The sequence below is a fragment of the Luteimicrobium sp. DT211 genome, assembly GCF_049844995.1.
In the GTDB taxonomy this organism is placed as follows: domain Bacteria; phylum Actinomycetota; class Actinomycetes; order Actinomycetales; family Cellulomonadaceae; genus Luteimicrobium.
In genome coordinates, this window is the sequence record NZ_JBNCMC010000003.1 from 23,788 (window position 1) to 43,630 (window position 19,843).

The 19,843-nt window shown below is 73.0% G+C and carries 15 protein-coding genes and 1 tRNA gene; 8 read left to right on the forward strand and 8 right to left on the reverse strand.

Features of this window, described 5'->3' with window-relative positions; all coding sequences use genetic code 11:
• Positions 1-33: 33 nt before the first annotated feature.
• On the forward strand, positions 34-882 hold the full coding sequence (locus tag ACLQ14_RS07975) for a thymidylate synthase (protein WP_425811709.1): 849 nt from the start codon (positions 34-36) through the stop codon (positions 880-882).
• The gene (locus tag ACLQ14_RS07980) at positions 882-1,463 is read left to right on the forward strand and encodes a dihydrofolate reductase (RefSeq protein ID WP_425811711.1); all 582 of its coding nucleotides are present in this window, start codon (positions 882-884) and stop codon (positions 1,461-1,463) included. The genes ACLQ14_RS07975 and ACLQ14_RS07980 overlap by 1 nt, the downstream gene beginning before the upstream one ends.
• Here ACLQ14_RS07980 and ACLQ14_RS07985 read toward each other — a convergent pair.
• Positions 1,453-1,659, reverse strand: coding sequence for a hypothetical protein (locus ACLQ14_RS07985; RefSeq protein WP_425811713.1), 207 nt, complete (start codon positions 1,657-1,659; stop codon positions 1,453-1,455). The genes ACLQ14_RS07980 and ACLQ14_RS07985 overlap by 11 nt on opposite strands.
• Positions 1,660-1,902: 243 nt before the next feature.
• Here ACLQ14_RS07985 and ACLQ14_RS07990 point away from each other — a divergent pair.
• The 3 genes from ACLQ14_RS07990 to ACLQ14_RS08000 all read left to right on the forward strand — a co-directional run bounded on the left by ACLQ14_RS07990 (position 1,903) and on the right by ACLQ14_RS08000 (position 3,940).
• Positions 1,903-1,975, forward strand: a tRNA-Arg gene (locus ACLQ14_RS07990).
• A 295-nt stretch (positions 1,976-2,270) separates the two neighbouring features.
• Positions 2,271-2,549: a helix-turn-helix transcriptional regulator gene (locus ACLQ14_RS07995; RefSeq protein ID WP_425811715.1), complete on the forward strand. Its 279-nt coding sequence runs from the start codon at positions 2,271-2,273 to the stop codon at positions 2,547-2,549.
• Positions 2,549-3,940 (forward strand): type II toxin-antitoxin system HipA family toxin, encoded by a 1,392-nt coding sequence (locus tag ACLQ14_RS08000; RefSeq protein WP_425811717.1) that lies wholly within the window; start codon positions 2,549-2,551, stop codon positions 3,938-3,940. The genes ACLQ14_RS07995 and ACLQ14_RS08000 overlap by 1 nt, the downstream gene beginning before the upstream one ends.
• A gap of 444 nt (positions 3,941-4,384) precedes the next feature.
• On the opposite strand, the gene ACLQ14_RS08005 is transcribed toward ACLQ14_RS08000, so the two are convergent.
• The 4 genes from ACLQ14_RS08005 to ACLQ14_RS08020 form a co-directional block, all read right to left on the reverse strand.
• Positions 4,385-4,891, reverse strand: a complete 507-nt coding sequence (locus ACLQ14_RS08005) for a hypothetical protein (protein WP_425811719.1) — start codon at positions 4,889-4,891, stop codon at positions 4,385-4,387.
• 212 nt (positions 4,892-5,103) lie between these two features.
• Positions 5,104-6,015: a carbohydrate ABC transporter permease gene (locus ACLQ14_RS08010; protein WP_425811721.1), complete on the reverse strand. Its 912-nt coding sequence runs from the start codon at positions 6,013-6,015 to the stop codon at positions 5,104-5,106.
• Position 6,016: 1 nt separating this feature from the next.
• Positions 6,017-6,994, reverse strand: a complete 978-nt coding sequence (locus tag ACLQ14_RS08015) for a carbohydrate ABC transporter permease (protein WP_425811723.1) — start codon at positions 6,992-6,994, stop codon at positions 6,017-6,019.
• Between the two features lie 14 nt (positions 6,995-7,008).
• A complete protein-coding gene (locus tag ACLQ14_RS08020; protein WP_425811725.1) occupies positions 7,009-8,298 on the reverse strand; it encodes an extracellular solute-binding protein in 1,290 nt (429 codons plus the stop codon).
• A 276-nt stretch (positions 8,299-8,574) separates the two neighbouring features.
• Between ACLQ14_RS08020 and ACLQ14_RS08025 the strand changes: the two genes are divergently transcribed.
• Complete coding sequence (locus ACLQ14_RS08025) at positions 8,575-9,666, forward strand: LacI family DNA-binding transcriptional regulator (protein ID WP_425811727.1); 1,092 nt, start codon at positions 8,575-8,577, stop codon at positions 9,664-9,666.
• A 71-nt stretch (positions 9,667-9,737) separates the two neighbouring features.
• The gene (locus ACLQ14_RS08030) at positions 9,738-11,633 is read left to right on the forward strand and encodes a glycoside hydrolase family 2 protein (protein ID WP_425811729.1); all 1,896 of its coding nucleotides are present in this window, start codon (positions 9,738-9,740) and stop codon (positions 11,631-11,633) included.
• Between the two features lie 54 nt (positions 11,634-11,687).
• Here the strand turns inward: ACLQ14_RS08030 and ACLQ14_RS08035 are convergent, their stop codons facing one another.
• From ACLQ14_RS08035 to ACLQ14_RS08045, 3 genes are all read right to left on the reverse strand, one after another.
• Positions 11,688-12,365: an SAM-dependent methyltransferase gene (locus tag ACLQ14_RS08035; protein ID WP_425811731.1), complete on the reverse strand. Its 678-nt coding sequence runs from the start codon at positions 12,363-12,365 to the stop codon at positions 11,688-11,690.
• A 79-nt stretch (positions 12,366-12,444) separates the two neighbouring features.
• Entirely contained in the window at positions 12,445-13,458 is a 1,014-nt protein-coding gene (locus ACLQ14_RS08040) for a putative glycolipid-binding domain-containing protein (protein ID WP_425811733.1), read from the reverse strand.
• Positions 13,459-13,508: 50 nt separating this feature from the next.
• Positions 13,509-14,522 carry a metalloregulator ArsR/SmtB family transcription factor gene (locus tag ACLQ14_RS08045; protein WP_425811735.1) on the reverse strand — a complete coding sequence of 338 codons (1,014 nt, stop codon included), beginning with the start codon at positions 14,520-14,522 and terminating at the stop codon, positions 13,509-13,511.
• A 358-nt stretch (positions 14,523-14,880) separates the two neighbouring features.
• On the opposite strand from ACLQ14_RS08045, the gene ACLQ14_RS08050 reads away from it, so the two are divergent.
• Positions 14,881-19,530, forward strand: coding sequence for a hypothetical protein (locus ACLQ14_RS08050; protein WP_425811737.1), 4,650 nt, complete (start codon positions 14,881-14,883; stop codon positions 19,528-19,530).
• The last annotated feature ends 313 nt before the right edge of the window (positions 19,531-19,843 follow it).

Consider the following 19,843-nt stretch of genomic DNA (forward strand, 5'->3'; position numbering starts at 1 on the left):
GGGCCGTTCGTCTCGCGTCCCTGCCCGCCTACGATGACCAACATGGCCGACGACGCAGCGATTCCGACCACGCCCCCGCGCGGCACCGTGCCCACCCCGTACGAGGACCTGCTGGCGCGCGTCCTCGCCGAGGGCACGCACAAGGACGACCGCACCGGCACGGGGACGCGCAGCATCTTCGGCGCGCAGCTGCGCTACGACCTGTCGCAGGGGTTCCCGCTGGTCACGACCAAGCGCGTGCACTTCAAGTCGGTGGCCTACGAGCTGCTGTGGTTCCTGCGCGGCGAGTCGAACGTCCGCTGGCTGCGTGAGCACGGGGTGAGCATCTGGGACGAGTGGGCCGACGACGACGGCGAGCTCGGCCCGGTCTACGGCGTGCAGTGGCGCTCGTGGCCCACGCCCGGCGGGCGGCACGTCGACCAGATCGCCGGCGTGATCGAGCAGATCCGCGCGAACCCGGACTCGCGCCGCCTGATCGTCTCGGCGTGGAACGTCGCGGAGCTGTCCGACATGGCGCTGCCGCCGTGCCACGCGTTCTTCCAGTTCTACGTGGCCGACGGCAGGCTCTCGTGCCAGCTCTACCAGCGGTCGGCGGACCTGTTCCTCGGCGTGCCGTTCAACATCGCGTCGTACGCGCTGCTCACGCACCTCGTGGCCGCGCAGACCGGCCTCGAGGTCGGCGACTTCGTCTGGACGGGCGGCGACTGCCACGTCTACGACAACCACGTCGAGCAGGTGCGGACGCAGCTGGAGCGCGACCCGTATCCCTACCCGACGCTCCGGGTCGCCCCGCGCGACTCGATCTTCGACTACGCGTACGAGGACCTCGAGGTGCTCGGCTACGTCCGTCACCCGACCATCAAGGCGCCGGTGGCCGTCTAGTGCTCGCGCTCGTCTGGGCGCAGGCGCGCGACGCCGCCGGTCGCCCCGTGATCGGCGCGGGCAACGCGCTGCCGTGGCGCGTCCCCGAGGACGCCGCACGCTTCAAGGCCCTGACGCTCGGGCACCCGGTCGTGATGGGCCGCCTGACCTGGGACTCGCTCCCCGCGCGGTTCCGGCCGCTTCCAGGCCGGACGAACGTCGTCGTGAGCCGGCAGCCGGGCTGGCGTCCCGCGCCCGACGACGGCGCTGCCGCGGGTGCGGACCTCGCCCCGGGTGCAGCGGACGTGAGGCTCGCGCCGACGGTCGAGGAGGCGCTCCGCCTGGCCGCCACGGCGCCGGGCGGCGACGAGATGTGGGTGATCGGCGGCGCACAGGTGTACGCCGCGACGGTCGGCCTCGCGGACCGGCTGGCCGTGACCGAGCTCGACCTGGAGGTCGAGGGGGACGCCTGGGCGCCGCCGGTCGACCCGGCGGTCTGGCGGCTCGACGCCGGCGCGTGGGAGACCTCGCGCACCGGGGTGCGGTACCGGTTCGTGACCTACTCGCGCGCCTCTGCCGAGGACGCCCCGGTCAGCGGTTGATGAGGTACCCGGTGAAGAGGCCGGCAACCAGCGCCAGAGTGAACACCACGGCCTGAAGCCAGAGGCTGTGCCCGCGGAACCAGCGTCGTCGGGTGCGTGAGGTGGTCGTCGCGCGCGTGGCGCGGGCCGGTGCCGCGCGCGGCGGCGCGATCGGTCCGACAGCGCTGCCGTCGGGGGTGAGGTCGAACGTGGTCATGCGCGTGCCCCTGGGTCGTACGTACGTGAACGTGGAGCGACGGCTCGTGTTCCACCGCTCCGTCTGCCACTCTTCCGCCGCGGTGGGGGTCGACGCAGAGCGAGCGGCCGCCGAGAGCGGGTGAAAAATCGAGCCGGCCGGCCGCGGATCGTAACGATTCGGGTGAAGCGCCGCCGTTCGCGCGCCCGCGCGCCCTCCCGGTAGGCTGGCGCGCGTCCCCGGACCGCTCCACGAGCGGCCCGCGCGCCTGTAGCTCAGGGGATAGAGCACCGCTCTCCTAAAGCGGGTGTCGGCAGTTCGAATCTGCCCAGGCGCACAGCGTGTTGTTGCGGTCAGTCATGCGGTGGGGGGGCCCCGGCGAATCCGGCGCGGCGCTTGCGGGGGCCTCGTGGTCACCAGAGGTCAGCAGCCCCCCGCGTGTTCCGGGTGACCGAGCGCCCGTCGCGAGTAGCGGTGTGCTCAGGCCGAGGGACGAGCACGACAATCTTGACGCCCCACCGGGCATCGAGCGAGGGCGCCCCGTTGACCTCCCCGTAGATGTCTGGGTACCCCGACTTCGAATAATGTTAGGGATCTGTGACATCCGGCAATGTCGCTGTATCATGACTTCTATGGTCGATCAGGTCTCGCGAACGTACATCGAGTTCGGCGCCGTGCTCGCCAAGCGCCGTCACGACCTGCACCTGACCCAGGCTCAGGTCGCCGAGCGCGCAGGAGTCTCGCGCCCGCTGCTGATCGACCTCGAGCGCGGCAAGCGGCCAGGCATCGAGATCGGCCGCGCCTTCGCGGTTCTGCGGGCCCTCGATCTAGGGATCAGCGCTGTCCCGGTGCAGGACGCTTCCTTCGACGACCAGCTCGCCGACCTGCTCGGTGACGAGGGGCAGACCTGATGCGCCCCGTCGTGCACCGGCTCGCGTTCGGCCTCTACGGCAGACGTGCCGGCGTCATCGAGCGGAACGGTCCCCGTCAGCGGCTGACGTACGACGAGGACTACAGCAACGACCGCAACGCCACCCCGCTGTCTCTGTCACTGCCGCTGGCCATTGCCCCGGCCCGCAGCTCGCGCGCCGTCGGCGCCTACCTAGCAGGCCTGTTGCCCGACCACGACGACGTCCGCGAACGCCTTGCCCTCCAGCACGGCGTGAAGGCCGGCGACATCCTGGGCCTGATCGCGGCGATCGGGCGCGACTGCGCAGGCGGTGCCGTGTTCGCACCCGAGGATCAGCTCGACGAGGCCCTGAACAACGCGGGCTCTGTGGAGCCGATCGACGACGGCCAGATCGCCAACCGGCTGCGCGCCCTGCGCCGCGACCAGTCCGCCTGGCAGGACGAAGACGAGCATTGGAGCCTGGCCGGTGCCCAGGGCAAGTTCACGTTGGCCCGGCTCGGCGAAGGCTGGGGCCTGGCGACCGGCTCGGCCCCGTCTACCCACATCGTCAAGCCTGGCATCGCGTGGCTCGACCACCAGGCGCTGGCCGAGCACGTGAGCATGCGCGCGATGGCACTGGCTGGTCTGCCGGTCGCCGAGACACGTTTCGAGATGTTCGAAGACCAGCCCGCGATCGTGGCAACCCGGTTCGACCGGCGTGTCGGCCGCAACGGCCGAGTCGCGCGCATCCACCAGGAAGACACCCTGCAGGCCCTGGCCCTCATGCCCCAGCGCAAGTACGAGTCCGACGGCGGCCCGGGAGTGGCGCGCATCGCCGAGCTGCTGCGCGCCTCGGTCGGCCCGCAAGGCGCGGCGAACTTCGTCGAGGGCGTCATCGCCAACTACCTCCTGGGCGCCCCGGACGCGCACGCAAAGAACTTCTCCCTGCTGCTCGCCGGCACGCGGGCGACCCTCGCGCCGGCGTACGACGTATCGACAGGGCTTCTTGCGACGCCCAGCGGCCGTCTGTACCGCACGGCGCCCATGTCCATCGGTGGGGAGAAGCGCTTTGGTGACGTCGAGGCCGCGCACTGGCGCAAGTTTGCCGCCGCAGCCGGGGTGGACGCCGACTGGGTGCACGACCGGGTGGCGGCGCTGGCGACGGCGATCCCGCAAGCGTTCGCGGCCGCCCTTGACGAGCTGCCGGACGACGTCGAGGGGCTTGCCGACCTGCGCGCCGTGACCCTGCCCGCGATCGCGGCCGTCGACGCCCAGACCGTGGCCGGCCTGACCCGCACTCGCCGCGTCGACGGACGCGTGCTTGTGCCGTTCATGGACACGATCAACCCGCGCTCGACCGCGGCGCAGGGCACCGAGGAGCTCGACCACTGGGACACCCCAGCCGGCGACTAGAACGAGCCGCCCCACGGGCAGTTGTCGGTGTGCTGATCGCGTGGAGTGCTTGGACGACACGAGGCCCAGAAGTTGGTGTCGGCAGTTCGAATCCGCCCAGGCACACCGAACGTCCCCGACCGGTCACCGGTCGAGCGCGTCCACCGCCACGAGGCGCCGCCACGCGGGCGAGATAGCGTACCTGGGCGAAAGGCGGTCCCGCGCCGTCCCGGACCTTGACGTAGCCGAGGAAGCGCAGGTCCCCCAGGAGCATCTGGCTCTCCTTGAGGCACTCCCGGCGGAGCGTGGCGAGCTCGTCGTGTCCCGCCCGGCAGGTTGTGGCGGCCGCGGACGTCCCGCTGCATGAGGACGGCTCCGTCGTCGTCGACGACGAACGCATAGACCTGCGTCACCGCCGTCGTAGGAGCCGGGCGCTCCCCGGCGACCCACGTCCGCTGAATCACGTCACTCCTCCATCCCGTCCGATCGTCGCGCCCGACGTGGAGCATCTCGACGCCCGAAGTGCAGGACCTCGCAGCGCGAGGTGTCGATCGTCGCGACGAGATCGTCGATCCGCGTGCGATGGTCTCGGTGCGTCCGCAGCGACGTCAGGACCGGGGACCGGGTGCTGAGGAGGCGCTTCCACGAGTCGCGGTTCCCATGCCAGAGCTCGTTGCGGCGGACGATGTTGGTGATCGTCCTGCGCAGCACGCGCCACGCGCACAGCGCCCGGGGAAGATCCAACCAGATGACGACCGTTGCGCAGCGGACGAGCGCCGAGGCGGTGGCGCCCGACGAGAAGGTGTCGGCGACCCAGCTCTCCTCGCGTGCGATCTTCTCGACCGAGTGCCGGTACTCGGCCTCCGGGGCCGGGCGCCAGCCCTCGGACCAGTACAGCTCGTCGAGCGCGGCGTAGGCGATCCCGGTCTGATGTGCGATCGAGCGGGCCAGGGTCGTCTTGCCGGATCCCATCGGGCCGAGCACGACAACACGCCGTCCTCCTGGGGTGCCGGCGTTCACGAGTGCTCCGACGCGAGCGGAAGAGGGCGTGAGGCCGACCGGCGCGCGTCCGCACCGAACGACGGACGCCGAGTACGAGGGTTTCCGCCGAGAACGAGGCGCCGGGCCTCGATCTCGGCGGAAACCCTCGTACTCGGCGTCCGTTGCTGTGCGGGCAAGGGCGCCTACTGCCCGCCCATGCCCGTCGTGGCCACGCTCTGGACGATGCGGCGCTGGAAGACCATGAACAGCACGAGCAGGGGGAGCGCGGCGATGATCGCCGACGCCATGTTCTGCGCGTACTGCACACCGTAGGCGTTCTTGACGGTCGAGAGCCCGACGGGCAGGGTCATGAACTTCGGGTCGGTCGTCACGATGAACGGCCACAAGAAGTTGTTCCAGGCCCCGATGAACACGAAGATCGCGACGGCCACCAGGATCGACCGGGACAGCGGCAGCACGATCGTCCAGAACAGCCTCCACGGGCCGGCGCCGTCGATGCGGGCCGCGTCGATGAGCTCGCTGGGAATGGCGTCGAAGAACCGCTTGAGGATGAACACCATCACCGGCGCCACGATCTGCGGCAGCACGATGCCCGCGAACGTGTCGACGAGGCCGAGGCTCTGCATCTCCTTGAACAGCGGCACGATGAGGATCTGGCCGGGCATCATGATCGACGCGACGGTCAGCGCCTGGAGGAGCCCGCGGCCCTTGAAGACGGACTGCGAGAAGGCGAACGCCGCCATCGCGGAGATCAGCACCGTGAGCGCGGTGACGAGGACGGCGACGACGAGGCTGTTCCCCATCCAGCGCAGCAGCTCGCTGTTGTCGAGCACGGAGCGGTAGGCGTCGAGCGTCCACCCCATCGAGGGCCACCACGACGCCGGCAGCGCCGCCTCGGCCTCGTGCTTGAGGCTGGTGACCGCGCCCCACACCACGGGCAGCAGCCAGATCGCGGCCATGATGACGAGCAGTGCGAGCACGCCTGCGCGGACCCACGGGGACGGCCCGATCGTCAGGCGGGTCAGGGTTCTGTTCTCGGCCTTGGTCCGCTGCGCCTCGGCGCGGCGGCCGGCCACCATCTCGGCGACGGACACGTCAGGACTCCTTCCGGGTCGGCACGAGCCGGACCAGGGCGAACACGAGGATCAGCGCGAAGAACACGTACGAGATGGCCGACGCGTACCCGAGCCGGTAGTTCGTGAACCCCGTGTCGTAGATGTATTCGAGGATCGGCCGCGTGCTGCCGTTCGGGCCGCCGCCGGTGAGCAGGTAGATCTGGTCGAACACCTTCAGCGAGCCGATGATCTGGAGCAGCACGATGACGGCCGCGATGTTGCGCAGCTGGGGGATCGTGATCGAGAAGAGTCGCCGCCAGGCGCCGGCGCCGTCGATCGTCGCGGCCTCGTAGAGCGTGTGGGGGATCCCCTGGAGGGCCGCGAGGAACAGGAGGAAGTTGAACCCGACGGTCCACCAGACGGTGACGAGCACGATCGAGTACATCGCGACGTTCTGGTCGCTGAGCCAGCCGACGGGGCCGAGGTGCACCTTGGACAACGCGACGTCGAACAGGCCGATCTCCGGCTGGAACAGCCAGCTGCTCAGCGAGGCCACGACGGCGCTCGTCAGGAGGAACGGCGCGAAGAAGGACATCCGCCACACCCACTGGCCCGGCAGGCCCGTGTGCACGAGCAGCGCCATGACGAGGCTGACGACGACCAGAGGGACGACGCTCAGCAGCGTGAAGACGACCGTGTGCCACAGGGTGGCCCACACCTGCGGGTCGCCGAGCGCCTCGACGTAGTTGCTGAAGCCCACGAAGTGGCTGGCGGTGCCCGTGAGGGCCTGGTCGGTGAAGCTCATCCAGAGGCCGTAGATCGTCGGCCACAGGAGGAAGAGCCCGGCCGCGATCGCGAACGGGGCCACGAAGACGTAGCCGGACTTGTCGCGCTCGCGCAGCGACTTCCGGGTCGAGGAGGCCGTGGCGCTGCCGGGTCGCGTCCTCGACGTGCGTCGGGTGCGAGCGCTTGCGCCGGCGTCCGGAACGGGAACGGTGGAGATGCTCGAGGCGTTCATCGTCGTCCTCTCGATCAGGCGGGGTTGGGCTGCGAGAGGAAGAAGTTCATCTCGTGGAGCATCCGGTCGACGGTCTTCTGCGGCGAGGCCTTGCCCGAGTACGCGTCCATCAGCGCGCCGCCGACCCGGTTCTGGAAGTCGCTGCCCGCGCCGGTGAACCAGACGTTCGGGTCGAAGGCGGCGGTCTCGGCGGCCGGCGCGTAGCTCTTCTGCGGCGAGAGCTTCTGGTACGCGGGCGTCCGCACGATGGGCTGGTAGGCGGGGATGTGGCCCGCGTGCGCCCAGGTCAGGCCTTGCTTCACGATGCCGGCGAGGACCCGGTAGGTCGCAGCGCGCCGCGCCGGGTCCGCGTGCGCCTGCCTCGGCAGGACGAACGAGTGCGAGTCGGCATAGGTCGCCGGCGTGCCGAACATCGTCGGCATCGGCATCGCCCCGACGTCGGGCAGCGCGCCCTGGAGCGTGGGCAGCTCCCACTCGCCTGAGAAGAACATTCCGGTGCGCTTGGTCATGAAGCGCCCCTCGGCGGCACCGCCGTCCTGGTTCTTGGCGGCGATCTTGCCGTCGAGCATCTCCTGGAGGAACTCGAGGACCTCGCCCGCCGCCTTGTCGTCGAGCTGGGCCGACTTCCCCGGCGTGAGGTCGTAGGCCGCTCCCGTCTGGCAGTACAGGCCCCAGAACATGCGCCAGCACCCCGCGGTGTCGTTGAGGTAGCCGAACGACACGCCGGTCTCACCCGTGGCCTGGGCCATCGCCTTGCCGGCGGAGAGGAAGCTGTCAGCGCTCGTCACGCCGGCCAGGTGTCCGTCGGTGACCGTGAGCCCGGCCTTCTGTGCGATGGCGGGGTTGAAGAACGCGATGAACGGGTGCGTGTCGAGCGGGAGCGCGTAGAGCTGGCCGTTGAACTGCGCCTTCTTCCACACGGCCGGCGCGTAGTCCTCCTCGCGGATGCCCAGCTTCGCGAGCTCGTCGAGGTCGAACGGCTCGAGGAGGCCGCCTGGCGCGTAGCCGGCCAGCCGCGACAGGTGCATGACGGCGGTCTCCGGCGGCCGACCGCCCGACGAGGCCATCGCGAGCTTGGTGTAGTACGGGGAGCCCCACGCGAGCGTCACCGAGTTGACGGCGACGTCCGGGTTGGCCTTCTTCACCGCGGCCATCATGGTCTGCATGTTCGCCCCGTCGGAGCCGGTGAAGAGGTCCCAGACGGTGACGGACGTCTTCCCGGAGGCCGAGGCGCCGGACGTGGCGCACCCTGCCAGCGCGCCGCCGATCGCGATGCCGCCCGCTCCGATCAGGGCGGCCTGCAAGAGCTGGCGCCGACTGAGGCCGGGCGGGCTCGCGTCGGCTGTGGCGACCCCCGGGGTGCGGGGGGACGGGCTGAGATTCCTGTCGTGCCGGGTCATCATCGACCTTTCTGGTGCAACGTTGCGCTCCAACGTGGGACCACAATGGACTAGACATGGCTGGGCGTCAACCAGTACGAGTGGCTTGCCCGACGCCGGGTCGCGGCGGTGCGGACGGAAAGGGTGACAACGATGGCAGAAACGCAGGGCTCTCCGCCCGGGCGGGGACGACCGGATCCCGTGCCGGACACTGCGGCACGCGCCGGCAGGCGGGTGGGCATCAAGGACGTGGCGGCCGCTGCCGGCGTCTCCTGGAAGACGGTCTCGAACGTCGTCAACGGCACCGGACGCGTCGGCGCCGCCACGCGTGAGCGCGTCCAGAAGGAGATCGCGACCCTGGGCTACCGGCCGAACATCGCCGGGCGGCAGCTGCGCAGCGGGCGCACGAACACGCTGGCTCTCGTCGTCCCCTGGGTGCACTCGCCCTACTTCTCGGCCCTGGCCCACCGCGTGATCGAGGCAGCGTCGCTCCGCGGCTACCGCGTGCTCATCGAGGAGACCCGCGTCGACCGGGACGCCGAGCTGCGCGTGGCCCAGGGATTCCAGGTCCACGCGATCGACGGCATCATCTTCTCGCCCCTCGCGATCGGCCCCGTGGAGATCGACGAGGTCCGGGGCGAGACGCCGATGGTCCTGCTCGGAGAGCGCGACAGCCCGCGTCGCGAGGGCGTGCGGCGGACCGACCACGTCGGCATCGACAACGTCCTGGCGGCTCGCGAGGTCACGGAGCACCTGCTGGGCACCGGTCGCTCGCGCCTGGCCTTCCTCGGCGCGGACCCCTCCCCGGCAGGCTCCGGTGAGGAGACTCGGACGCTGCGTGTCCAGGGCTTCCTGGACGCGCACGCGGGGCGAGCGGGGTCCCCGGCGGAGCCCGGGTGGATCGTCCCGGTGCCGGACTTCTCGCGCCCGTCGGGAGCCCGCGCGATCGAGGAGATGCTGCCACGCATCGGATCGATCGACGGCCTCGTCTGCGCCAACGACGAGCTCGCGCTCGGCGTCCTCTACGCGCTGCGGACCAACGGCGTGCGCGTCCCGCACGACCTGGCGGTGACCGGATGGGACAACATCGAGGACGGGCGCTTCTCGTCGCCGACCCTCACGACGGTCGCTCCCGACGTGCAGGCGATCGCCGCCGCCGCCGTCGACCGCGTCGTCGGGCAGGTCGAGTACGCGGGGGACGGGGCCCCGCCGGCGACGGAGGTGGTGGTTCCGCACCGCGTGCTGGTGCGGGAGAGCAGCCGCGAGCTGGCTGCCGAGAACGAGCCTGTGTGATTCAACGTTGCACTTTTGGGCGCCCGCATGTTGAATGACCGGGCACTGTCGTCCACGCAATGGAGCACGCGATGTCCGTCCTCGACCGTTCCGACCCTCCGTCTGCCCCGGCCGGGCTCGACGTCCCCCGTCCCGAGTACCCGCGGCCCCAGATGGTCCGCGACCGGTGGCTGAACCTCAACGGCGCCTGGCAGTTCGAGATCGACGCCGGGGACTCCGGACTCGAGCGCGGCCTGCAGGCGCGGCCGCTCACCGGCACCATCACGGTCCCGTTCGCGCCCGAGACGGAGCTCTCCGGCGTCGAGGACGTCGACTTCCTCGAGGCCGTCTGGTACCGGCGCGAGGTCACGATCCCCGCGGAGTGGTCCGCGGTCGGCGACGACGTCCACGTGCTGCTGCACTTCGGCGCCGTCGACCACGACACGACCGTGTGGGTGGACGGCGTGGAGGTCGTCCGCCATCGCGGCGGGTTCACCCCCTTCACGGCCGACCTCCACGGGCTGGGCGCTCCGGGCGACACCGTGACCGTCGTCGTGCGGGCGCGGGATCCGCGCAACGGGCCCCAGGCGCGCGGCAAGCAGGCGACCGTCTACCAGAACACCGACTGCCACTACACCCGGACCACGGGGATCTGGCAGACGGTCTGGCTCGAGCCGGTCCCGGCGGCGTCGCTGCGCCGCCCCCGCATCACCCCCGACGTGGCGGGAAGCGCGTTCGACGTCGTCCTCCCGCTCACAGCCAACCGTCGCGGGCACACCGTCACCGTGACCCTCACCGACGACGAAGGAACGGTCGCCTCGAGCACCACGCGCGCCGACCTCGACCTCGCGCCGTCGGTGCGCCTCGTCGTGCCGGACGACCGCCGGCGCCTGTGGGGCCCCGGCGAGCCGCACCTGTACGGCGTCGGGGTCGAGCTCCGCGACGCGTCGGGCGAGCTCGTCGACTCCGTCCGCTCGTACGCGGGCCTGCGCTCGGTGGCGATCGACGGCAAGGCGATCCGCATCAACGGGCTGCCCGTCTTCCAGAGGCTCGTGCTCGACCAGGGGTACTGGCCCGAGTCGCTCATGACGGCGCCGTCGGACGCGGCGCTCGTCCGCGACATCGAGCTCGCCCTCGCGGCCGGGTTCAACGGCGCGCGCCTGCACCAGAAGGTCTTCGAGGAGCGCTTCCTGTTCCACGCGGACCGGCTCGGCTACCTCGTGTGGGGGGAGTTCGGCGACTGGGGCGCCGGAGGCTTCGGCACCCCCCAGGACCATCAGCGGCCCACCACGTCGTTCGTGACCGAGTGGCTCGAGGCGCTCGAGCGCGACCACTCGCACCCGTCGATCGTCGGCTGGTGCCCGCTCAACGAGACGCACCAGGACCTGCACGACCGGATCACCGTCCTCGACGACGTGACGCGGGGGATGTTCCTCGCGACCAAGCTCGCCGACCCGTCGCGCCCGGTCCTCGACGCGAGCGGCTACTCGCACCGCGTCCTCGAGAGCGACGTGTGGGACTCCCACCACTACGAGCAGGACCCGGCGGCCTTCGCCCGCGACATGTCCGGCCTCGCCGATGACCGGCCGTTCGCGAACGACAACGAGCGCGGCCCGATCTCCGTGCCGTACCGCGGGCAGCCGTACTTCTGCAGCGAGTACGGAGGCATCTGGTGGAACCCCGAGGAGGCCGCGGCCGGCTCCGGGGACGACCGGACCGAGTCCTGGGGCTACGGGCAGCGCGTCGCGGACGAGGAGGAGTTCCACGGGCGCTTCGCGGGCCTGACGAACGCGCTGCTCGGCGACCCCGGGATGTTCGGGTACTGCTACACGCAGCTCACGGACGTGTTCCAGGAGCAGAACGGGATCTACCGGTTCGACCGGAGCGAGAAGCTCGACGTCGCCCGGGTCCGGGCGGTGCAGGAGCAGGTCGCAGCGTTCGAGGCGGCCGACCTGGATGCTGACCTCGAGGTCGCGTCCCCGGTCTGATCCGCCCAGGACGGGGACGCGAGCCCGGCCGGGCCGCCGGCCGGGCTCGCGTGCTCAACGGCGGCGCAGCAGCACCACGCTGTCGTCGAGGTGCGCGGCCTGGCCTTCGGGTCCGACGGCGTCGCGCGGCCGCACCTCGCAGACCACGGTCTCCCACGCGTCGCCGAGCGCGAGCGCGGCGAGCTGCTCGTCCGGTGACAGCAGCGCTGCCGCCTCGTGGTCGGGCCGGTCGTGCCAGTGGTCGTGGTCCGTCGACCAGGGCGGCGGAGCCGCGTGCCCGACGACGAGCAGGTGCCCGCCCGGCACGACCGCGCCCGCGGCGCGGTGCAGCACCGCGGTGCGCGGGAACGCCACGGGGGAGTGCAGGAAGCACGCGGACACGAGGTCGTACTCCTCGTCGGGCCGCCAGGCGGCGAGGTCGGTGACCACCCAGCGCACCCGGCCGCCGACGCCGCGAGCGTCGGCCGCGTCCCGTCCGCGCGCGACGGCGCCCGCCGCCACGTCGACGCCGGTCACGTTCCACCCCTGCTCGGCCAGCCACACCGAGTCGCCGCCCTCGCCACAGCCGAGGTCGAGGGCGCGTCCGGGCGTCAGGTCCCGGGCGGCGTCGACGAGCGCGGCGTTCGGTCGCCCCGACCAGATCCGCTCGCGCTCGGCGTAGCGCGCGTCCCAGAACGCGGTCGTCTCGTCGGGGGAGCGGGGCGCGTCGTGGGCGTGCTGGTGGTCGGGCATGGGACCAGCATCCGCACGGGGGCACGGGCCGGCAAACCGGGTTGCGGGAACGGCAAACCGGTGCGCCCGCCGCTCCGGGTCAGGCGGGCCCGTCGACCGCGTGTGCCAGACCGGGGTACGCGACGACGACGCCGTCGGCGTCGAGCGCGAGGTCGACCACGTACCGCCCGCTGGTGTAGCGGGCGACGCGGCGGTCGTCGACGACGGCGCCGGCGTACGTCTGGCGGTCGGCCACGACCCGCAGCGACGGCACCTCGACCCAGGCCATCGTGAGCTCGGTCGGGGCGACATCGTGGTCGAGGACGCCGAGGCGCAGCGCCGGCATCGTGTTGGTCGCGGGGCACAGGCCGAGGTCGCAGTCGAGCGCGCCGTCGAGCACGGTGGGGTCCGCGAGCCCGGGCGACGGCGCGTCGAGCGTCCCGGCGGAGCGAGCGTCGCAGCGCCATTGCCCGTCGTCGCCGCGCTCCAGCACGAGGTCGCGGGACCAGGGCGAGCCTCCGGCGGCGAGCCCTCGCGCCGCGACCTCGAGCCGTCGCGTGACCCAGTCCGGGCCGGTCACCAGGGTCCAGCTCAGCACGTACGCATCGGTCCGCGACGTCCCGGACGCGCGCAGCCGGTCCGCGGCCAGCGACAGCACCGCGGTGTCCAGGCGGTGCGGATCGTCGTCGCCGACCCAGACGACCCGGCGGGTCCGCGCGCCCTCGGCGGCCGCCGCCCCTGGAGCCGGCACGCTCGAGCCCGGCCCCGGAGTCGCTGTGGGCATCCGTTCGGCTGCTCCCGACACGTCGATGGCAGCAGGACGGATGCCCACAGCGGGGAGTGACGGGGGGCGCCGTCGGAGGACCTCGGGGTGGTCGAGGGGGGCGAGCGACTTGCCGCGGATGCCGGAGAGCACGCGCAGCGCACCCGTCCACGGCCCCGACCTCTGGAGCGCCTGACGCCGCCAGCGTGCGCCGTCGTCGGTGACGAGCCCCGTCCTGGTGACGCGTGTGACGGTGCGCTCCTCGACGACGTCGGGCTGCGCGTCGTCGACGTACGCCACGCGCGCCCCGGGCTGTGCCCAGTCCAGCAGGTCGGTCCGGTCGCGGGCCACGGGTCCTCCTCGGTGCGGGTGCTGTCGGGGGATCGGAGAGACGGCCGACGCTACTCCGGCGGGGGTGCGACCGCGTGCTCGTCGTCGAGCTGGGCGACGAGACGCGCGGCGCGGTCCTGGAGCTCGTCGCGGAGCGCGGCGAAGCCGACGGGCGAGGCGAAGGTGGGGTCTCCGACGGGCCAGTCCTCGTAGCGCACGTGGGGCAGGACCGGGCAGGCGTCGGCGCATCCGAGCGTGACGACGACGTCGGCGGCACGCAGGGCGTCGTCGGTCAGGGCCTTGGGGAACGCGGCCGCCTCGGGGATCTCGAGCTCGGTGAGCAGCGTCCGGACGTTGCGGGGGATCTGTGCGCCGGGAGTGAGCCCTGCGGTCCGGACGACGATGCGGTGCTGCGACAGCCGGCGGGTGAGCGCGGCCGCGAGCTGCGAGCGTGCGGTGTCGGTCTGGGAGACGAACAGGACGTGCGGCGCGGCGTCCGCCCGGTCGCGCGAGGCGTCGCTGAGGCGCTGCCGGGCGAAGCGCTCGACGAGCACGAGGAGCGGCACGGCGCCGGCCGTGGTGCGGCTCCGGACCAGCCCGGTCGCGCACTCCCGGACCATCCGCCGGACGACGTCGAAGCTCGCCTCCGGATAGGCGGCGGCGAGCCGGCCGGTGAGTCGGTCGAGCGCGTCCTCGATGTCCTCCGGCCGGCCGGGTCGCGGCGTGCGCGGCGGGTCGAGGGCGATCGGGGCAAGGATGTCGAAGAGCGTCCCGACGGTCGGCCCACGGCCTCGCGCGATGCGGTACCAGACGCGGTTCCCGCGGCGTTGCGAGCTGACCAGTCCGGCGTCGCGCAGGACGCGCAGGTGGTGCGAGACGGTGGGCTGGGCGAGGTCGGAGAGCGCTGCGAGGTCGCGCACGCCGACCTCGTCGACCGTGCCGATGAGCGAGAGCATCCGCAGACGCACCGGGTCGGCGAGAGCGGCCAGGATCTCGGCGAGGTGGCGGGCGGCCTGGCCGCCGATCGCACCGGCCTCGAGGACGCGTCTCGTGGTGACCGGAGGCTCCTCGCGCATGCCAGCCATATTGACAGGCTTCGATGCGCTTCGCACGGAGGGCGGACTTGGGACGCTTGTCCCACATACTCGTTTGTGGTGTTGACCTGCGCACATGGACACTCGTCCAAAAAAGTTCCCCCGAATCGGCCTCCGGGTGTTGACGTGGCGAAAGTTGAACCTGCACACTCTTCTACGACGGAGCGCACCGCTTGCCCCCTGCGTGGTGCGCTCCGTTCCTCGTGAAGGCGAAGGCCCCGCTTCGGCGGGGCCTTCGTCGTCTTCCGGGGCGGGCGCCGGACGGCTCCGCCCGCTCGGCATCGAGGCGATCCCGGCCCCGTCGGCGTGCCGGTCCCGCGCCTCATCCCCTGGCGGTTAGCGTTTCAGCGTGACTGCTGCAGGCCCCGACCCCGAACCGGACCGGCCGGGCTCCCCGCTCGCCCGCCTCTGGCGGCGCGACAGGGCGCGCACCGGCGACGCACCGACGACGACGTCCGTGCCCGACGACGCCGCGAGCCCGCCCGGTGCGCCGCTCGCGGCCGAGTCCGTGGACGGCACCGTCGTGGGCCCCCACGACGGGCCGGCGACCCCCGCGACGCCGGCCGGCCCGCTCACGAGCGAGGAGGCCGTCGAGGCGGCGCTCCCGCGGTGGCGGGTGGCGCTCGTCGAGCACGTGGGCGGCTCCTCGCTCGAGGACATCACCGTGCTGGGCGACGCGGTGCTCGATCTCTCCGCCGCGCACCCGTCCGGCCTGGCCCAGCTCCTCGCGGGCCGGCCGACGCGCCTGTCGAACCTGTTCCGCGAGCCCGACGCGCTGCCGGCCGCCCGTCGCCACGCGCGCGCCGTCGTCGCGCAGACCCAGGACTACGCGCAGCGCTACGGCACGGCTCCCACCTACCTGGCGATCGGCGTCGCCTCCTGGTCCGGAACCGCCGGCCCGGGACCGCGCTCCGACGACATGGCGGCCCTGGCCCGGGTCGCGACCTCCTCGTTCCGCACCCTCCACCCGGCGGTGGCGGCGTCGTCGTCCCCGCTCCAGCTCGAAGCTGCGGTGCGCACCGACGACGACGCGGTGCGCCCTCGCGGTGACCGAGCGGGTCTGGACGACGTGGCTGCGGTCGAGTCGGCCGGTCTCCGTGAGGTGACGGGCGCGCGAGGCGTCGGCGGGGCCGAGGCGGCGAAGGACGTCAAGGGCTCGGCCGCAGTGCCGGGAGGCGAGGCGACCGCCGAACGACCCGCCGAGCCCAGTCCGAGCGCCTCGGTACCGCCGACGCCGGACGTCACCACGAGCGCCTCGGCACCGCCGACGCCGGACGCAACCGAGGAAACACCGACCCCCAGAAGAGTCAACGCGCCCGTCCTCCTCCGCTCGCTGACCATCTCCACGGCCGGCCGTGGTGGCACCGACTTCGAGCTCACGCTCGAGCCGACGGTCGAGCTCAACACGCTGCTGGTCCGCGCGCTGCGGGACCACGGCGCGCTCATCGACCCGGTGTCCCTCGCGCAGGGCGCGTTCACGGGCGTGGGCTTCGACCCGTCGGCGGTGCTGGCGCGGATCGGGACGCTGGGCGCGGCGGTGCTGGAGGACTTCACGCTGACGGACCGGCGGCTCGTGGGCTCGTTCGTGCACCCGGGCCAGCACCTGGTCGACGACCTGGACGAGCTGGCGCCGGGGCTGGCGCGGCACGAGGTGGTCGCGGCGTTGGCGGGCTCGTCGCAGGTCCCGGTGCCGGTGGGCCCGCCCCTGCCTCCGGAGCGGACGGCCGACGGCGACCCCCTGCTGGAGCGCGGCGTGGGCGACCTGGACCAGGCGCAGCGGCGGGCGGTGGACGCGCTCGTGGGCGGCGGCCACTTCGCGATCGACGCGCCGTCGGGCTCGGACGTCGTGGGGACGGTCGCGGCGCTGCTCGCGGAGGCGGCGGCGAGCGGGCGGCAGGCCCTGTACGTGACGGGTCACCGGCGCGCGGCGGACGCGGTGTCGTCGCGCCTGGGGGACCTGGGCCTGGGCGAGCTGACGTTCGAGATCGCGGCGGAGCCGGGGTGGCGCGCGTCGGCGGCCAACCGCCTGCTGACGGCGATGGCGTCGGAGCCGGCACAGACGGACCTGTCGGCGCACGCGGAGACGATGGACGCCCTGGTGGGCGCGCGGGCGCGCCTGACGGCGTACATCGAGGCGCTGCACCTGCCGCGCTCGCCCTGGGGCGTGTCCGCGTACGACGCGCTGCAGGCCCTCGCCCGGCTCATGTCGGAGCGTCCGGCGCCGGAGACCGCGGTGCGGCTGTCGTCGGAGGTCACGAGCGCGCTCGACGACGACGCCCGGGCCGCCGCGGCGGCCGCCCTCGAGCGGGCGGCGGAGCTGGGGGCGTTCACGCTCCATGCGGCGACGACCCCGTGGTTCGACGCCGACCTGGAGACCGAGGACGATGCGCGGTCGACGCTCCTGCGCCTGGACCGCCTGCGCACGCAGACCCTGCCGCGGCTGCGCGAGCAGATCGAGTACGTGTCGCGCGAGACGGACCTGACGACGGCCACGACCCTGGGTGAGTGGCAGGCCGTGCTGCAGATGCTCGGCGGGATGCGGGGCACGCTGGACGTGTTCCTGCCGCTCGTGTTCGAGCAGCCCGCCGTGGACATGGTGCAGGCCACCGCCACCAAGCAGTGGCGCGTCGACCACGGGATCGAGATGGGCGGCGTGGCGCGTCGGCGGCTCGTGCGGCGCGCGAAGGACATGCTGCGGCCGGGCGTCCGGGTCTCCGACCTGCACGCCGCCCTGCAGCAGGTGGAGGCGCAGCGCGCCGTCTGGGCGACGCACTGCCCGACGGGGAGCTGGCCGCGCCTGCCGGAGGGACTGTCGGCGATCGAGGACACGAACGAGGCCGTGCGGATCGACGTGGACGAGCTGGCGCGCGTCCTGGGTCCGACGCCTGGCGGCGGCGCGCTGCTGGACCTGCCGTTCGACGACCTCGCGGCCCGCCTCGACGCCCTGGCCGACGACCGCTCGGCGCTCGACGACCTGCCCGAGCGGACCGCCGCCGTCCGGCGCGCGCGGGGGGCCGGGCTCTCCGAGCTGGTGGACGACCTGTCGCGGCGCGCCGTCGCGCCGGGCCTGGTGGCGCCGGAGCTCGAGCTCGCCTGGTGGAGCTCGGTGTTCGAGCAGATCGTCGCGACGGACCCAGCGCTGACCGGCCAGGACGGTCCGGGCCTCGACGCGCTGGCGGCACGCTTCCGCGACCTCGACCGCCGGCACGTGACCGCGCTGCCGGTGTCGGTCCTGAACCACGTCCACGCGCGCACGCTCGACGCGATGCGGGCGGACCCGGACGCGACCAAGGCGCTGTTCTCCGAGCTCCTCGAGGGCCGGCTCCGGACGGTGCGCGACCTGCACGAGCGCCACGCCGACCTGCTGCGCGCGCTGCGTCCGGTCGTCGTCGCGACCCCCACGCTCGTGCCGCAGCTCTTCCCGACGACACGCACGTTGGACCTCGTCGTGCTCGACGCCGTCCAGCACGTCCCGCTCGAGATGCTGCTCGCCGCGATCGCGCGCGGGCGGCAGGTGGTCGTCGTCGGCGACGTGCGGTCGGCGTCGACGCCGGCGGTCCGCGAGCTGGCGCGCGTCCTGCCGACGCTCACCCTGCGCTCCGACGCGACGCGACGCGACCCGCACCTGGTGGGCTTCCTCGGCCGGCACGGGTACGACGGCGTCCTCGCGCCCGCCCCGCTGCCGGCGTCCCGGTCGACCGTCCACCTGCACGTGACCGAGGGGCTCGGCATGCCCGACCCGGCCTCCGGGGCGGTGGAGTCCACGCAGGCCGAGCTGGACCGCGTCGTCGAGCTCGCGATCGAGCACGCGATGATGCGCCCCGAGCAGACCCTCGGCATCGTCGCGGTCACGCCCTCGCACGCGGCACGCATCCGCGAGGCCCTGCTCGCGGAGGTCCGGCGCAATCCCGGGCTCGCGGGCTTCTTCGCCGGCAACCGGCCGGAGCCGGTCGTGGTCGCCGACCTCACGGGCGTCGCCGGCCTCACGCGCGACGCGATCATCCTCACGCTCGGCTTCGGCAAGACGCCGCACGGTCGGGTCCTGCACCGGTTCGGCCTCGTCGGCGAGGCGGGTGGCGACGCGCTGCTCCTCGACGCCGTGGGCGCGAGCCGGGAACGGCTCGACGTCGTGTCGTGCTTCCGGGCGGACGAGCTCGACCCCGACCGCCTGCGGGGCGGGGGAGCGCGGCTGCTCGCCGACCTCCTCGGGTTCGCCGCCGAGCGCGACGGCCAGGCCGACCCGCTGGAGCTCTGGAACGGCGTCGACGTCGCGCGCGGCAGCGACCGGCTGGTGCTCGACCTCGCCGAACGCCTGTGGCGTGCCGGCCTCGTCGTCGAGACCGACTTCGGTCCGGACGGGTCGGACCGGGTGCCGCTCGTCGTCGGGCACCCGGACGTCCCCGGCGAGCTGCTCGTGGCGGTGCTGACCGACGACGAGGCGTACGTCGCGCAGCCGAGCGTCCGCGTCCGGGAGCGTCAGCGGCGCGAGCGGCTGGAGCGCCTGGGCTGGACGGTCGTCCAGGTGTGGTCGGCGGCCGCGTTCCTCGACCCCGAGAAGGAGGCCGAGCGGATCCGGCGCGCCGTCCTCAAGTCACGGGACGTGCGGGTGGGGGCCGTGCGGGCGACCGTCGCGACGGGTGCGATCCCGCTGCCGCGCGCGGCCGTCGCCTCGTCGTCCGCGGGTCCGGCCAGGCCGGTCGCGTCCGGCTCCCCGGAGCCGGGCTCGCCCGACGAGCACGGGTCGCCCGCGCCGGCCCCGACGGCGGAACCCGCCCCGGCGGGGGACGCGGGCCCGACGGCCGAGCCCTCCACGGCCGCTGCCGTGGACGACGCCTCCGACGACGCCGCGCGTCGCGGCCGGCGACGGGTGGTGCGCCAGGGGACGGAGCGCGAGGCCGTCCTCGGCAGCACGAGCGACGACGTCGACGCTGACACGCCGGAGGGCGGCGACGACTCGAACGACGACCGCCTGCGCCGGGACGTGCCCCCGCACTGGTAGGAGCTCCGTTCGCCGACGGTGACGCTGGGTTCGCCGACGGTGACGCTGGGTTCGCCGATGGTGACGCCCCGTTCGCCGATGGTGACGCTCGGTTCGCCGAACACGGGCTTGTGTACCGATCCGCCGCTGAACGTGTTCAGGACCCCGTGTTGGGCGAGGGGAGTGAGTCCACATCTCCGTGCTCGGCGGGCACGGGCGCGTCCGACGACGGCGCGCGGCCGGGCTGCTGAGGTGAGGTGGCGGCTGGAGCGGGTGGGTGCGGGCAGGTGGTGAAGGACGTCAAGGAGCCGGAAGGCCCCCAGGGCCTGGAGGC

Coding starts and splice junctions, on each gene's coding strand:
- ACLQ14_RS07985 (WP_425811713.1), bottom strand. CDS start 1,659: ATGACCACGTTCGACCTCACCCCCGACGGCAGCGCTGTCGGACCGATC.
- ACLQ14_RS08015 (WP_425811723.1), bottom strand. CDS start 6,994: ATGAACGCCTCGAGCATCTCCACCGTTCCCGTTCCGGACGCCGGCGCA.
- ACLQ14_RS07995 (WP_425811715.1), top strand. CDS start 2,271: ATGGTCGATCAGGTCTCGCGAACGTACATCGAGTTCGGCGCCGTGCTC.
- ACLQ14_RS08030 (WP_425811729.1), top strand. CDS start 9,738: ATGTCCGTCCTCGACCGTTCCGACCCTCCGTCTGCCCCGGCCGGGCTC.
- ACLQ14_RS07975 (WP_425811709.1), top strand. CDS start 34: ATGACCAACATGGCCGACGACGCAGCGATTCCGACCACGCCCCCGCGC.
- ACLQ14_RS08045 (WP_425811735.1), bottom strand. CDS start 14,522: ATGGCTGGCATGCGCGAGGAGCCTCCGGTCACCACGAGACGCGTCCTC.
- ACLQ14_RS08005 (WP_425811719.1), bottom strand. CDS start 4,891: ATGGGATCCGGCAAGACGACCCTGGCCCGCTCGATCGCACATCAGACC.
- ACLQ14_RS08000 (WP_425811717.1), top strand. CDS start 2,549: ATGCGCCCCGTCGTGCACCGGCTCGCGTTCGGCCTCTACGGCAGACGT.
- ACLQ14_RS08035 (WP_425811731.1), bottom strand. CDS start 12,365: ATGCCCGACCACCAGCACGCCCACGACGCGCCCCGCTCCCCCGACGAG.